This is a genomic window from Pararhodobacter sp. (assembly GCF_036802785.1).
GTDB lineage: Bacteria > Pseudomonadota > Alphaproteobacteria > Rhodobacterales > Rhodobacteraceae > Pararhodobacter.
Genome location: NZ_DAIRVN010000032.1, coordinates 12,605 through 28,371, shown reverse-complemented (window position 1 = coordinate 28,371; position 15,767 = coordinate 12,605). Strand labels below are relative to the sequence as shown.

Genomic DNA, 15,767 nt, shown 5'->3' with positions numbered 1-15,767 from the left:
TCCCGGAAGGGCCAACCCCGCGCGATTCGGCGGGGGTGGCAGGGCGCGCATCACCCGGCGCGCAGGATCGCCAGCGGCAAATGGCGGAAGAGGGCGGAGGGGCTGCGCGCATCCACCGGCATGGCGTCGATCAGGTTGTGCCAGGTGCCGCCCGCGTTCCCGGGCAGCAGGATGCCCGGCAGCAGGATGCGGGTGTCAGACCATGCGCGCGCGTCATGCGAGGCCGGGTGCAGCGCAGCGGCGACCATCAGGCGCTGGTCGCCGGCGCGGCGGATGAAGCCCAGAAAGCCCGCTGCCGCCGGGCCTTCGGCCTTCAGCGGCTCATAGCTGCCTTGGGCGAACAACCCCGGCTGGTCGGCGCGCAACCACAACAGGCGGGCCACCAGCGCCAGTTTGACCTGTTCTGCCGGGCGGTCTTTGGCATGGATGGGGCCTTGGGCAAGATCAGGCAGCAACGCGGCGCGGCGGGCGAAATCAACCGGGCGGCGGTTGTCGGGGTCAACAAGGCTGTGGTCCCACATCTCGGCGCCCTGATAGATGTCAGGCACGCCCGGCACCGTCAGTTTGAGGGCGGTCTGGATCAGGCTGCCGGCTTCGGCCTGCGGCTGGATGCGGCGCAGGAAATCGGTGAAGGAGGAGACGAACGCCTGCGACCCAAGCGCCCTTTGCACCAGCGCGCGGATGGCATTTTCATAGCCTTCATCGCCAAAGACCCAGCGCGTGTTCACTCCGGCCTCGCGCACCGATTTGAGCATGGCCTCAGTCACGCGCTCTATCAGCCCTGCCATATCCGGCGTGCCCTCAGGCCAGACGCCGGTGAGAAGCTGATAGAAGAAATACTCCTCAGCGGGGTCAACGGGCGCATCGGGCGCCGCAAGCTGCGCGCGCCATTCGGCAAGCTTTTGCTGCCACAGGCCGGTATGGCTGGCGATGGTGACGATCCGCATGCGCGCATCCTCGCCCCGTTTGGTATCATGCGAGGCGGTGCCGAGCATGTTCTGCGGCGCCTGTTGCAGGCGGGCTTTCTGGGCGGCATGGAAACCGGCAATGGTGGATGTGAAGTGCCCGGGGTGCGAGCCCACCTCATTGAGCGCGATCAGCCGGTTGAAGCGATAAAGCGCGCGGTCCTCCAGCCCCTTGGCCATCACCGGGCCGGAAAGCTGCTGAAAGCGCATGACGGCTTCAAGGGTTGCCTCAGACAGTGCGGGCAGGCGCGCGGGCAGATCGAGCGTGAGGATGTCCGACAGCATTTTCCAGATCGCCGGGTCAAGCTCTGGCGCCTTGGCGCGCGCCCGGTCTAGCGCTGCCGCGATGCGCGCGCGCCCCTCGGGCGCGATGCCGTCAGCGTCGGCATAGGGGCGATAGATATCCAGCGCGGCGAGGGTCTGCGCCAGCCCTTCGCGGATCGCCCCGCGCCCCAGATCGGCCCATTCGGGCACGCTGGCCGCCAGCGCCACAACACGCCCCAGCAGCGCCTCCAGCTCAGCCCGCATGGGGCCGGAGAGGACCGCCAGCTTGCCCTCATGCACCACGCGCTGCGGCGGGTCATCGCGCCCGGTTACCTCGCGCCAGAGCGCGCTGAGCGCATCGGTGCCTGCGGGATCGGCAAGAAGGGTCACCACCTCATTGGCGAATTCATAGCCGGTGGTGCCGTCGGTCTGCCAGTCAGCGGGCAGCCTCTCATCCGGGCCAAGGATCTTTTCGACATAGAGGGGAAAGGGCCTGCCCACCGCTTCGCGCAGGCGCAGGCAATAGGCTTTCGGGTCGCGCAGCCCGTCGATATGGTCAATGCGCAGCCCGTCCACCAGCCCGTCGCGCAGCAGCGACAGGACCAGCGCATGGGTTTCGTCAAAGACGCGCGGGCATTCGACGCGCACACCCGCCAGATCGCTGATGGTAAAGAAACGGCGGTAGTTGATGGCGTCGGCGTCAAGGTTGAACCGGGCGGCGCGCCAGTGCTGGCGGGCGATCAGGCTGTGCAGGCACGCGGGGTCATCAAAGGCGGCCAGCGTGGCGCCCTCGCTGGCAAGGCTCGCGTAGAGCGCTGGCCAGCGGGGATCATCCGGCGCGGCGTCGGACATCGTTGCGAAGTCGTCGGCAAGGGGCGAGGATGCTTCGCGAAGCACCATCGCATAATCGCGGGGGCAGACGGGCAGGCGGTGCGTGTCATGCGCCCAGACCGCCAGCCGCCCGCGTTCATCCAGTCGCAGGGCCAGACCACCCTCAGAAAGCACCTCGGCGTAGGCCTTGCCAAGGAAAGGGAACAACAGCTTGCCGTCAAGGCCGGGCGCTTGCCAGTCGATATCGAACCAATGCGCATAGGGGCTGTCAGGCCCCCATTCCAGCACGCTTTCCCAATAGGCATTGTCTGCGCCACCGATGCCCATGTGGTTGGGCACGAAATCAAGGATCAGGCCCAGACCCTGCACGCGCAGGGCCTGAACCATGGCGCGGAAGTCATCGTCAGTGCCAAGCGCGGGGTTCAGGCGGTTGTAATCGGTGATGTCATAGCCATGCGTGCTGCCCGTGCGCGCGGCAAAGACGGGTGAGGCATAGACATGGCTGACCCCCAGCGCGGCAAGATAGGGCGCAAGCGCGGCGGCATCGGCAAAGCGGAAACCGGCGTTGAACTGGAGCCGGTAGGTGGCGCGGAGCAGGGTCATGCGCGCGCCCCCGGCCGCGCAGCAGAGACGGCGGTGATGATGTCATGAAAGAGCGGTGTTGCGGTCAGCGCATCCAGGGAAAGGCCCAGCTTGTGCCGCCAGTTGGGGTAATCATCGACCGTGGAGGGGACGTTGACGGGGTTCAGCTCTGCCGCGAGATCTTCCAGCCGCACGGCGAACAGGCGCGAGGGGGCGCGCGACAGATGGGCATGCACCGCCGTGATCAGGGCAGGGGGGGCATCGCCCGGCGTGGCCTGCTTTGCGTCAGCCGCGCTCAGCAGGCCCGCCGCGCGCAGATCGGCCAGCAGGTCTGCCCGCTCGCTCCGCCGGGATGTTTCCTGCTCCAGCGCGGCCGTGTCGCTGATGAAACCGAAGCGGCGGCGCAAGGCGATGTCATCGCCGCGCCACCAGCCGCGAAAGGTCGGCAGGTCATGGGTGGACAGGCAGGCAAGCGCATTGCGGGGGTAGTCAGCGGGGGGGATGAAGCCCGCTTCCGTGCGCTCAAAGAAAAAGATGCGGTAGGACAGGATGTTGCAGGCGGCCATCACCGCCTGAAAGCCGGGCGGGACATTGCCCAGATCCTCGCCGATGATGACCGTGCGGTTTCTGCGTGAGGCCTCTGCCAGCGCGGTCAGCATGTCGCCCAGCGGATAGCGGGCATAGGTGCCTTCAGCCGCGCTTGCCCCTTCGGGCATCAGGAAAAGCTGCCACAGCCCCATCGCGTGATCAATCCTGAGCGCCCCGGCCTGACGGGTGGCCGCCCCGATCAGGCTGCGGAAGGGTGCGGCGTGTTCGCTGGCCATGGCCAGCGGCGACAGGGGCGCAAGGCCCCAGTCCTGCCCCTGTTCGTTGAAATAATCGGGCGGGGCGCCGATGCGCACATCGGGCAGCACATTGCGGCTTCCCCAGCTTCCTGACCCATCCGCCGCCTCACCCACCGCGAAATCGAGGTAGAGGCCGATCTGCATGCCCAGATCGTCACAGAGCCTGCGCAGGGCCTGAAGCTGCTGCGCGCAAAGATATTGCAGCCAGAGGTGAAAGCGGATCTGGTCTTCGTGGGTCTGGGCGAAATCCTGCACCGCAGGCCCTTCGGCATCGCGCCATTCCTCAGGCCATGCCAGCCAGCCAGCGCCATGCCCGCGCGCCACCATCTCGGCGGAGAGTGCCTCAAAAAGCGCATGACGGTGCAGGGCCTTGCCGCCCTCCTGCACGAAATCATCGGGAAGCTGCGCGCCTTGTGCCCAGATGGCGCGCAGGGTGCTCAGCTTGGCGGCGGCAACGCCCGGGTAGTCAACCAGCGGGGTTTGGCGCAGGCCATCCAGCGTTGCCTCATCGGCCATATCGGGCGTGAAGCCCGGCACATGGTCGATCGCCAGATAGAGCGGGTTCAGAAAGCGCCGGTTGGAGGGGGAGAAGGGGCTGCAGCGGGCAGGGTCGGCCAGAAACAACGCATGCAGGGGGTTGAGGCCCAGAAAATCAGCCCCGGCGGGCGCGGCCACCCGTGCCAGATGTTCCAGATCGGCGAAATCGCCGATGCCCCAGTTGCGCGCGCTGCGAAGCTGATAGAGCTGAAGCGCGATGCCCCAATGGCGGTGCTCACCGGGCAGGAAGCATTGCGCGCCCTCCGGTGCCTCAAGGCGCGGTTCGCTGGCCGGGGGGGCAAGCTGGTCGGCGCCGAAAGCGCGCAGCAGCTTTTCCAGCGTCTCGGGCGGGGGGGTGCGGATGGTGCCGCCGACCACCTCATAGTCGGGCTGGATGCCGTAGGCGCGGGCGCGGTCGGACAGGTTCATGCCGTGACCTCCAGCCAGAAGGTGACCTGATGCGGCGCAAGCGGGCCGGGTGTGCCAAGGATACAGTCGCCCGATGCACCGGGCAGCGCGGCGGTGTTGTCTGACAGGTTGGCGCGCAGCCCGAGCGTTGCGCCGTTCAGCCGCCAGTCAACCGCGATCAGCCCGTCCTGCGCCAGAAGCACCTTTCCGCTGTCCCCGCCCGCGCCCTTGAGATGGGGCACGATCTTTGCGTGGCGCAGCGCCAGCAACCCGCTGGTGAAGGCCAGCCATGCGCCCCCCTCGTCGGTGGCCGGGCGCGCCCAGTCGATGCGCGACGCCTCGAATGTTTCGGGGGCGTTGGGGTCAGGGATGGTGTCGCGCAATCCGGCGTCCTTGAAGGCCGCGAAACCCGCAAACTCCCGCCGCCGCCCCTCGCGCACGGCGCGGGCCAGATCGCCCTCGAAATCGGTGAAGAAGGCGAAGGGGCGGGTTTCACCCCATTCCTCACCCATGAACAGAAGCGGGATATGCGGTGACAGAAGATGAATGGTCATCAGCGCCCGCACCATGCCGGGTGTGGACAGGGTCAGAAGCCGTTCACCAAAGGCGCGGTTGCCGGTCTGATCATGGTTTTGCAGGAAATCGACAAAGGCGGTCGGTGGCAGATGCGCCGAGGGTGCGCCACGCGGGGCGTTTGCTGAGGGCGAATGCTCTCCTTGCCAGATGAACCCTTCGGCCAGTGCGCGGGCGAAGCGGGCAATGGGGTCATCGGTGAAATCGGCGTAATACCCTTCGCTTTCACGGGTGGCGATGACATGGGCGACGTTGTGGAAATCATCATTCCACTCGCCCGAATAGAGGCGCGGCTGCCCGCTTTCGTCGCGCGCGTGCAGGTGGGTGATGTTGCGGTTGTCTTCGGTGGTCAGATGCGCATGGGGGAAGCGCTCGCGGATGCGCAGTGCGATCTCGGTCAGGATATCAGGCTCGGTAGTGTCGCGGACATGGTCGATGGCATCAAGGCGCAGCCCGTCGAGGTGAAATTCGTCGATCCAGTAAAGCGCGTTCTCAATGAAGAAGCGGCGCACCGGGTCACGGTCATAGGCGATGGCATCGCCCCATGGGGTCTGGCGGTCAGGATCGAAGAACTCGGGCGCATAGGCGGCCAGATAATTCCCTTCGGGACCGAAATGGTTATAGACCACATCCAGCAGCACCATCAGGCCATGCCGGTGGGCGGCGTCAATCAGCGCTTTCAGATCATCGGGGGTGCCATAGGCCGGGTGCGGCGCGTAGGGCAGCACACCGTCATAGCCCCAGCCCCGGTTGCCCGCGAACTGCGCGACCGGCATGATTTCCAGCGCGGTGACGCCGGTTTGGGCGAGATGCGGTAGCTTTTCGATGGCGGCGCGGAAGGTGCCTTCAGGGGTAAAGGTGCCGATGTGAACCTCATGGATCACGGCCTCTTCCCATGGCCGGCCCGCCCATGGCGACCAGTCGAACGCGCCCGGGTCCATGACGCGCGAGGGGCCGTGAACATCGCCGGTCTGCGCGCGCGCGGCGGGGTCAGGCACCACCTGGCCGGTGTCCAGCATGAAGGCATAGGCGGCGCCCGCGCCGACGCCCGGCAGCGTCAGCTCAAACCAGCCCCCGTCGGTGGGTGTCATCGGGTGATCATTGCCGTCGCAGCGCAGCGTCAGGCGCTTCTGCCCCGGCGCCCAGAGGCGGAAACGGGTGCCGCCCTCGCCCGGCTCGGCGCCCCAGCTTTTGCGGAACATCCGCTTCATTCGGCGATATCCTCCAGAACCATGATGCTGCGTGAGGAAAGGTTGATCATCCCCGGCGCGACCCGTGGTGCCTTGCTCAGATGCAGGGTGCCCGCATCGCTGTCGAGCAGGCACACCCAGTTCTCACTGAAAGCGGGTGCCGGAAGCTGAAAATCCACGCCTTCAAAATGGCTGTTGAAAAGCACCAGCAGGCCCTGTGTGTTGTTCTGCAGCCGCATCCCCAATGTGCGGGCATCGGCATCATGCCAGTCGCAATCTTCCATCTCCGCGCCATCGGGGCGCAGCCATGCGACATCGACCTGCAGTTTCCTGTTGTGCAGGAACGAGGGCAGCGACAGCAGCGGGCGGGTGCGGCGCAACGCGATCAGGTCGCGCAGGAAGTCAGAGAACGCGGCATCGCGGGGCGCGGGGTCAGACAGGTCAAGCCAGTTCAGCGCGTTGTCCTGGCAATAGGTGTTGTTGTTGCCCTTCTGCGAGCGCCCGACCTCATCCCCCATCAGGATCATCGGGGTGCCCTGCGACAGCAGAAGGGTGGTCATCATGGCCCGGCGCAGCTTGTCGCGCAGGTCCAGCACCTCCGTATCGTCGGTTTCCCCCTCGACGCCGCAGTTCCAGCTGCGGTTGTCGGAATGACCGTCGCGGTTGTCTTCGTGATTGGCCTCGTTGTGCTTGTCGTTGTAGCTGACGGTATCCATCAGGGTGAAACCGTCATGCGCGGTGACGAAATTCACGCTGGACCATGGCCTGCGCCCGCGCTTGTCGAACTGCTCGGACGAGCCGGTGAGGCTGGCGGCCAGCGCGGGCAGCATCGACTGATCGCCCTTCCAGTATGAGCGCACGGTATCGCGGTAATGATCATTCCATTCGGCCCAGCCGGGCGGAAAATTGCCCAGCTGATAGCCGTTGGCGCCGGTATCCCATGGCTCGGCGATCAGTTTGACATGGGACAGGACCGGGTCCTGGCGCATGGCGTCAAGGAAGGTTGCGGCGGGGTTGAACTGCTCACGCTCACGGCCCAGGGTGGAGGCAAGGTCAAAGCGGAAACCATCGACATGGCAGGCCTCGACCCAGTAGCGCAGGCTGTCCATGACCATCTGCAACACGCGCGGATGTGTCAGGTCCAGCGCATTGCCGCAGCCGGTGGTATCGAAGTAATAGCGCGGATCATCGGCAAGGATGTAGTAGCTGGCATTGTCGATGCCACGGAAAGACATGGTGGGGCCAAGCTGGTTGCCCTCGGCGGTGTGGTTATAGACCACATCAAGGATCACCTCGATCCCGGCTTCGTGCAGACGGCGGACCATCAGCTTGAATTCATGCAGGTTCGAGCCCGACGAGACATAGCGCATGGCGGGTGAGAAAAATCCGATGGTGTTGTAGCCCCAATAGTTGGTCAGCCCCTTTTCGATCAGGTAGCGGTCATCGAAGAAGGCCTGCGTCGGCAGCAGTTCGATCGCGGTCACGCCCAGCTTCTGAAGGTGCTCGATGACACGCGGGTCTGCCAGCCCGCCGAAAGTGCCGCGCAGGTGTTCGGGCAGATCAGGCGCAAGCGCGGTCATGCCCTTCACATGCGCCTCATAGATGATGGTTTCGGCCCATGGGATATTGGGGCGCAGGTCAGGCCCCCATGTCACCGCCGGGTCAACGACCACGCATTTGGGCATCACGAAAGCGCTGTCGCGCCGGTCAAAGGACAGGTCTTCGCGGGGATGGCCGATCTTGTAGCCGAAGGTGGCGTCATGCCAGCGGTTATTGCCGTGCAGTTCAAGCGCGTAGGGGTCCAGCAGCAGCTTGTTGGGGTTGAAGCGGTGGCCATTGGCGGGGTCATAGGGGCCATGCACCCGGTAGCCGTAAAGCTGGCCGGGGCGGACCTGTGGCAGATAGCCGTGCCAGATTTCATCGGTGTATTCGGGCAGCGGGATGCGCGCGGTCTCGCGCCTGCCGCGACTGTCGAAAAGGCACAGCTCCACCTTGGTGGCATTGGCCGAGAAGATCGCGAAATTCGTGCCTGATCCGTCCCAGGTGGCGCCCAGTGTGGCCGGGCTGCCTTCGCGCACGATGACATCATGTTTTTTCATGCGGGGGTCATCACAATCATGGCCAGGGGTGGCAGTGTCAGTCGCAGGGAGTATTCACGCCCGTGCCAGGGCGCGGCCTCGGCCTCAACCCGTTCGGGGTTGCCGACATCCGAGCCGCCGTAGCGCGCGGAGTCTGTGTTGATCACCTCGCGCCAACTGCCCGGCAGGGGAACGCCCACGCGGTATTCCTCGCGCACGACGGGCACCAGATTGCAGATCACCACCATCGGCGGCGCGTCGTCGTCGGATTTGCGCATGAAGATCAGCACGCTTTGCTCGGTATCGCTGGCGTCAATCCATTCAAAACCCTCGGGGTCACAATCCAGCCGGTGCAGCGCGGGGTGCTCCCGGTAAAGGCGGTTCAGATCGCCCACCAGCGTCTGCACGCCCTGATGCAGCGGATCGTCCAGCAGGTGCCAGTCCAGCGACTGGTCATGGTTCCATTCCTTTTCCTGCGCGAATTCACAGCCCATGAACAAAAGCTTCTTGCCCGGATGGGTCCACATGAAGCCGAAATAGGCGCGCAGGTTGGCGAATTTCTGCCAGCGGTCCCCGGACATCTGCCGGATCAGCGAACCCTTGCCATGCACCACCTCGTCATGGCTGAGCGGCAGGACAAAATCCTCGGAAAAGGCATAGACCAGACCGAAGGTCAGGTCGTGCTGGTGGTGGCGGCGGTGGATGGGGTCACGGCGGAAATAGCCCAGCGTGTCATGCATCCAGCCCATGTTCCATTTGAAGCCAAAGCCCAGACCGCCATCGCCCACCGGGCGGCTGACCTTTGGAAATGCCGTGGATTCCTCGGCGATGGTGATCGCGCCGGGGTGATCGGTGACTACGCGCTCATTCACCTCGCGCAGAAAGGCGATGGCTTCAAGATTCTCGTTGCCGCCAAAGCGGTTGGGCACCCATTCACCGGGCTGGCGCGAGTAATCCAGATAGAGCATCGAGGCGACGGCATCGACGCGCAGCGCATCGACATGGAAGCGGTCCACCCAGTACAGCGCGCTGGCTTGCAGGAAGTTCGCAACCTCACGGCGGCCGAAATTGTAGATCAGGGTGTTCCAGTCCTGATGAAAGCCCTGTCGCGGGTCTTCATGCTCATAAAGCGCGGTGCCGTCGAACCGGGCCAGACCATGCGCATCTGAAGGGAAATGCGCGGGTACCCAGTCAAGAATGACGCCGATGCCGGCCTGATGCAGCCGGTCCACCAGCCGGGCAAAGCCCTCAGGCGGGCCGAAGCGGCTGGTCGGTGCGAACAGGCCGATCGGCTGATAGCCCCATGAGCCGGTGAAGGGATGTTCCGATACCGGCAGAAACTCGACATGCGTGAAGCCCATGCGTTCAAGATAGGGCACCAGAAGGTCAGCCATGGTGTCATAATCAAGGATCTCACCCTCGCCGCCGCGCCGCCACGAACCCAGATGCACCTCATAGACCGAGATGGGCGCCTGCCGGTCCTGCAGTGCGGCGCGGGCAGACATCCATTTCTGGTCCTGCCAGTCATGTTCCGGCAGGCCGTGGATCACAGAGGCGGTTTCAGGCGGTTGTTCATGGGCAAAACCGAAGGGATCGGCCTTGAGCGGCAGGCGCTCGCCATAGGCGCTGACAATCTCGTATTTATAGATCTCGCCGGGGGCGAGGCCGGGAATGAACAGCTCCCACAGGCCAGCGCCCAGACGCTTGCGCATCGGATGGCGGCGCCCGTCCCATGCGTTGAAATGGCCTACCACGCTGACGCGGCGGGCATTGGGTGCCCAGACGGCAAAGGCCACACCGGCGACGCCGTCATGGGTCAGCGGATGCGCGCCCAGCTTGTCATAAAGCCTGCGGTGGCTGCCTTCGGCCAGCAGGTATTCATCCATCTCACCCAGCACGGGGGGGAAGCGATAGGGGTCTTCCACCTCCCAGGTGTGATCACCGGCTTTCATCGACAGCCGGTAAGCGCCCTTGGGCGCCGGGCCGCAGAAAAACCCCTCAGCGTGCAGGCGGGTCAGTGGTTTGCTGCTGCGTTTCGAGAGGACCGAGACCTCGGCCGCGTTCGGGGCAAAAACCCGCACCTGACCGTTGTGCGGGCCCAGAACCGCGAAGGGGTCATGGTGATTGCCCCGCAGGATCGCTTCGATATCAGCAGCCTGAAGGCCCTCGGGCAGCGTATCTGAGAAAGAGGCAGCGTTGGTCATGAAGTCTCCCCTGCCAGCAGAGCAAGGATGCCTCTGAGCGGAATCCCGATCCAGGCTGGTCGGTTGCCAAATTCGTATCCGGCCTCGTAGACCGCTTTCTGCAGCAGAAAGAGGTCAAGAAGGCTGCGCCTTGCGGCCTCGTCGGCGGGCAGATAGGGCGCATCCCCGGCATGCTTCCAGTAGTTTTCAAGGAAGTCCGAAATCGCCGACTGGTGCCATTCCCTGACCCGTTCCAGCGCCTGTTCGGCAGTGCTGCCGAAGCTGGCGCGGTGACGCGCGATCACGGTCAGCGCCGCATAATCGAACGAGCGCAGCATCCCCGCCACGTCGCGCAGCGGCGAGGACTTTGCGCGGCGTTCTTCCAGGCTGCGCGCGGGCTCACCCTCAAAGTCGATGATGGCGAGGTCATTTTGTGCCAGAAGAACCTGACCCAGATGGAAATCGCCATGGATGCGCGACAGATGGCCCGAGGGTTCCAGATCACCCACCGAGCGCAGCCGCGCCAGAAGCGTGTCACGCTGGGCAAGCACCGCCTTGGCAAGGGGGGCGGCCTCTTCGGGCAGTTGCGCCGTTTCCAGCCGGTCCAGCAGGGCCTCGGCGTCTGACACGGCGTCCTGCGCCCAGTGGCGCAGATGATCGCGGGTCAGCGGCTCGGTCCCGAAGGCGGGATCGGTGGTTTCGGTAGCCAGCGCGCTGTGCAGCTCAGCCGTGCGTTGCCCCAGCAGCGCGCCGATCGCCAGCGGGAAATCGAAGCCAACCGGCTCTGGCAGCCCGTCGCCGGCGGATGTCCAGGTTTCATGCTCATTCAGATCGAGCATCAGGGCGTCAATGATCCCGGCCCAGGCATCGCCCCGGTTGGGCACGAAGGCAAAGGCCACGGCCAGCGTGGTCGGTCCGTCGGCCAGATGGGTGATATGGCCCAGATAGCGCGGGGTATGTTCAAATTCCGCGACCTCGGTCAGGAAGCGCGCGATCTCGACATCCGGCTGCTCACCCTCGCGCAGGCGGCGGTAAAGCTTGAGGATGATCTTGTCTGAGAACGCGATCGACAGGTTCGACTGGTCCACGCCAAGCTGGCGCGGTGCGCCGGGGTCTTCGATGGCGCGCAGTGCCTCGGTGCCGTGGAACTGCAGCGCGCCTTGCATTGTGTCGCTGGTCAGCCCGTCAAGCAAAAGCTGGGGCAGGCGTTCGTCAAAGGCACCGTCAATCAGCGCGCCGACACGGGCGGTGTGCCGGATCTTGGCCAGCGTCCAGGAAAGCTTGGGCGCGCCGGGGCGCAGGTTTTCATCGCCCCACCGGGCCGAGATCGGCAGGAAGTAGCTTTGCCGCTCACCCTCGCCGGGTGACACCTCGACGGATACCAGCGCATGCTCGCCCTCGCCCAGATCGCCCAGTTGCGTCAGTTTCACATCGCGCAGCGCGGTATCCTTGGCGGCGAACCAGCGTTGCAGCGGCAGCCATTGCGGCAGCACCTCGTTCTGGAACTGCGTGCCTTCGCGCCCGGTCAGCGCGGTGCTGACCCGGCCGTTGCGGCTGGTGAGGGTGATGAATTCGGGCAGGATATCGGGCAGGTGATCATGCCATGAGGGCATCTCCTCTTCGCCCGAGAGGGCGAACCAGAAGAATCCATAGGCGGGCAAGGTCAGCATATAAGGCAGATCGCCCACCGGCGGAAAGGCCGAGCGGCCTGTCAGCTCCACCGGCACGAGGCCGCGATGCGTTGCCAGGTCCAGCTCAACCGCCTGCGCACTGTCCGACAGGTTTGCGACGCAGAGATAGGCCCGCCCCTCATGCTCGCGCAGATAGGCAAGGATCTTGCGGTTGCGCGGATAAAGCAGCGTCATGGTGCCGCGCCCGAAGGCCGGATGCTGCTTGCGCACCGTGATCATGCGGCGCATCCAGTTCAGCAGCGACGAGGGGTCATCGGCCTGCGCCTCGACGTTGATCACCTGATGGCCATAGACCGCATCAATGATCGTGGGCAGATAAAGCTGTTGTGGCTTGGCGGTGGAGAAGCCGGCGTTGCGGTCGCCCGACCATTGCATCGGCGTGCGCACCCCGTCACGGTCACCCAGATAATAGTTGTCGCCCATGCCGATCTCGTCGCCGTAATAGATGATCGGCGTGCCCGGCATCGACAGCAGGAGCGAGTTCAGCAGTTCGATCTTGCGGCGGTCATTCTGCATCAGCGGCGCAAGGCGGCGGCGGATGCCCAGATTGATCCGCGCGCGGGTGTCGGCGGCATAGGTCTGCCACAGATAATCGCGCTCCTCTGACGTGACCATTTCCAGCGTCAGCTCGTCATGGTTGCGCAGGAAGATGCCCCACTGGCAGTTTTCCGGTATCTCCGGCGTCTGGCGGATGATGTCGGTGATCGGATGGCGGTCAGACTGCGCGAGCGCCATATACATGCGCGGCATCAGCGGGAAGTGAAAGCCCATGTGGCATTCATCGCCGTCGCCGAAATAGGGGCGCGTATCCTCGGGCCACTGGTTGGCCTCCGCCAGAAGCATGCGGTCGGGGAAATGCGTGTCCAGATCGGCGCGGATTGCCTTGAGGACATCATGCGTTTCCGGCAGGTTTTCGTTGTTGGTGCCGTCACGCTCCACCAGATAGGGGATGGCATCCAGCCGCAGCCCGTCCACGCCCATGGCCAGCCACATGCGCATGACCTTGAGGATTTCCTGAAGCACGCGCGGGTTGTCAAAGTTAAGGTCGGGTTGATGGCTGTAGAAGCGATGCCAGTAATAGGCGCCTGCAACAGGGTCCCATGACCAGTTCGATTTTTCGGTATCCAGAAAGATGATCCGCGTTTCGGGCCATTTCTCGTCGGTGTCCGACCACACATACCAGTCCCGCGCCGCTGACCCGGGTTTGGCGTGGCGCGCGCGCTGGAACCATGGGTGCTGATCGGAGGTGTGGTTGATCACCAGTTCGGTAATCACCCGGATGCCGCGCTTGTGGGCTTCGGTGACGAAAGCCTTGAAATCTTTCATCGAGCCGTAGGAGGGGTTGATCGACTTGTAATCAGCGATGTCATAGCCGTCATCGCGCAGCGGCGAGGGGTAGAATGGCAGCAGCCAGATGGCGGTGACGCCCAGCTCCTGCACATAATCCAGCCGCTTCATCAGGCCCGCAAAATCGCCGATGCCATCGCCGTTCGAATCCATGAACGCCTTGATGTGCAACTGGTAGATGACGGCATCCTTGTACCAGTCCGCCTGATCACGGTTTATGCCGCCGCGCACGGCGAAGCTGGCGTTATCATTTTTTGTATTGGAAATGTTCATGAGCGCGGCACCCCCGGTGCCAGAATTTGCCAGATGGCATAGGGGCGGGTCTGGGGATCAAGCTCCAGCCATTGCACCTTGCCATGCCATGTAAAACGGTTGCCGTTGATCAGATCACGCACCTCGACCGAGGCATCATCAGGCAGTCCGAACTCCCACAGTGGAACCTCGAAGCTGAAACCCTGCGTGTTGCGCGGATCAAGGTTCACATGGATGAGCACGAAATCATCGCCCGCATGCTTGCCGTAAGCCAGCACCTGATCGCTGTCTGCATGGTAGAAATTCAGGTTGGTGAAGCCCTGCAACGCGGGATGTTCACGCCTGAGGCGGTTCATCAGGCGGATATCGTCCTGAATATTGCCCGGCTGGTCCATGTCCCAGACGCGGATCTGATATTTTTCGGAATTGAGGTATTCTTCCTTGCCCGGCACGGGTGCCGCATCGCAGATCTCATAGCCGTTATAGATGCCGTAATTCCCCCCCAGCGTGGCGGCCAGCACCAGACGGGTGCGGAAGCCGGGCCTGCCGCTGGTTTGCAGAAAACGCGGGTTGATATCGGGGGTGTTGACGAAAAAGTTGGGCCGCATAACGTGGCGGCTGTCGGTGGTTGTCAGCTCGGTCAGGTAATCGGTGATTTCCTGCTTCTCATTGCGCCAGGTGAAATAGGAATAGGATTGCGAGAATCCTACCTTTGCCAGCCGTTTCATCACCTTGGGCCGGGTGAAGGCCTCGGCCAGAAAGATCACCCCGGGGTCGCGGGCGCGTACCTCGGCGATCATCCATTCCCAGAAGGGGAAAGGCTTGGTGTGCGGGTTATCGACGCGGAAGATGCGTACACCGTGGTCCACCCAGAACAGCACGATATCGCGCAGGGCATACCAGAGGCCGGGCAGGGCATCGCGGTAGAAATGGACATTCACGATGTCCTCGTATTTCTTCGGCGGGTTCTCGGCGAATTTGATGGTGCCGTCGGGGCGCCAGTCAAACCATTCCGGGTGTTCGCGGATCCATGGATGATCGGGCGAGCACTGGATGGCGAAATCCAGCGCAATTTCCAGCCCGTGGTCGCGCGCGGCGCGGATCAGGCGATGGAAATCATCGAAGCTGCCCAGTTCGGGATGGATCGCATCATGCCCCCCCTCTGCGGCGCCGATGGCGTAGGGGCTGCCGGGGTCATCGGGGCCAGCGGTCAGGCTGTTGTTGGGGCCCTTGCGGTTGGTGCGGCCGATGGGGTGAATGGGCGGGAAATACAGCACGTCAAAGCCCAGATCGCGGACATAGGGCAGGCGCGCAATCACATCGTCGAAGGTGCCATGGCGCCCGGCATCACCGGACATGGAGCGCGGCATCAGTTCATACCACGCGCTGAAGGCGGCGGCGGGGCGGTCGACATGCAGCGGCAGCAGGGGTGAGCGCGTCAGGTCGGTGCGCGGGCCGGCGCGCTGCATCAGTTCGATGACCGCCTCGGATGTCAGATACGCCAGCCGCGCCGCGTTGCTCTCATTGCGGGCGCGGGCCTTGTCGTCTTTCAGAAGCGCCTTGATGCTGGCCTTGTCGGCACGCTCCGCGCGCCCTGCGGGGCCGGTGGCGGCCACCAGCAGGTGGCGTCCTTCTTCCAGCTCAAGCGCGATGTCCTGCCCGGCGGCCAGTTTTGCGGCACTCTCCTTGCGCCAGGTGGCATAGAGATCGCGCCAGGCGAGAAGCTGGAATTCATGATCACCCGGTTCATCCACTGTCAGGGTGGCGCGCCAGCGGTCGTTGACCAGAAAGCGCACCGGCACCTCGGAAAACGCCTGTTCGCCGCGCTTGCGGTGGGCAAGGGCGGCGGCGATGACGTCATGGCCATCGGCGAAGATATCGGCCTCGATCACCTCAGGCTGGCCGGAAACCAGCTTGGCGGCGAAGCGCCCGCCGTCAACCGCGTGCGAGATACCCTCGATCACCAGCCGGTCTGCGGCCAGTGAAAGCAGCCCGTCGGGGGCTTGCGGTTGATCTGTCAA

7 protein-coding genes are annotated in these 15,767 nt (G+C 64.2%); all 7 read right to left on the bottom strand.

Annotated elements, in window-relative coordinates; genetic code table 11:
- Window positions 1-50: 50 nt before the first annotated feature.
- Genes treY through V7Q53_RS12230 form a run of 7 tightly spaced genes read right to left on the bottom strand, consistent with a single transcriptional unit; the run spans window position 51 to window position 15,767 of the window.
- Entirely contained in the window at window positions 51-2,663 is a 2,613-nt protein-coding gene (gene treY, locus V7Q53_RS12260; protein WP_333828842.1) for a malto-oligosyltrehalose synthase, read from the bottom strand.
- Entirely contained in the window at window positions 2,660-4,453 is a 1,794-nt protein-coding gene (gene malQ, locus V7Q53_RS12255; RefSeq protein ID WP_333828841.1) for a 4-alpha-glucanotransferase, read from the bottom strand. The genes treY and malQ overlap by 4 nt, the downstream gene beginning before the upstream one ends.
- Window positions 4,450-6,216 (bottom strand): malto-oligosyltrehalose trehalohydrolase, encoded by a 1,767-nt coding sequence (treZ, locus tag V7Q53_RS12250; protein WP_333828840.1) that lies wholly within the window; start codon window positions 6,214-6,216, stop codon window positions 4,450-4,452. Before treZ ends, malQ begins: the two co-directional genes overlap by 4 nt.
- Complete coding sequence (gene glgX, locus V7Q53_RS12245) at window positions 6,213-8,294, bottom strand: glycogen debranching protein GlgX (protein ID WP_333828839.1); 2,082 nt, start codon at window positions 8,292-8,294, stop codon at window positions 6,213-6,215. Before glgX ends, treZ begins: the two co-directional genes overlap by 4 nt.
- A complete protein-coding gene (gene glgB, locus V7Q53_RS12240) occupies window positions 8,291-10,477 on the bottom strand; it encodes a 1,4-alpha-glucan branching protein GlgB (protein WP_333828838.1) in 2,187 nt (728 codons plus the stop codon). Before glgB ends, glgX begins: the two co-directional genes overlap by 4 nt.
- The gene (gene treS, locus V7Q53_RS12235; protein ID WP_333828837.1) at window positions 10,474-13,767 is read right to left on the bottom strand and encodes a maltose alpha-D-glucosyltransferase; all 3,294 of its coding nucleotides are present in this window, start codon (window positions 13,765-13,767) and stop codon (window positions 10,474-10,476) included. The genes glgB and treS overlap by 4 nt, the downstream gene beginning before the upstream one ends.
- A complete protein-coding gene (locus V7Q53_RS12230) occupies window positions 13,764-15,767 on the bottom strand; it encodes an alpha-1,4-glucan--maltose-1-phosphate maltosyltransferase (RefSeq protein WP_333828836.1) in 2,004 nt (667 codons plus the stop codon). The genes treS and V7Q53_RS12230 overlap by 4 nt, the downstream gene beginning before the upstream one ends.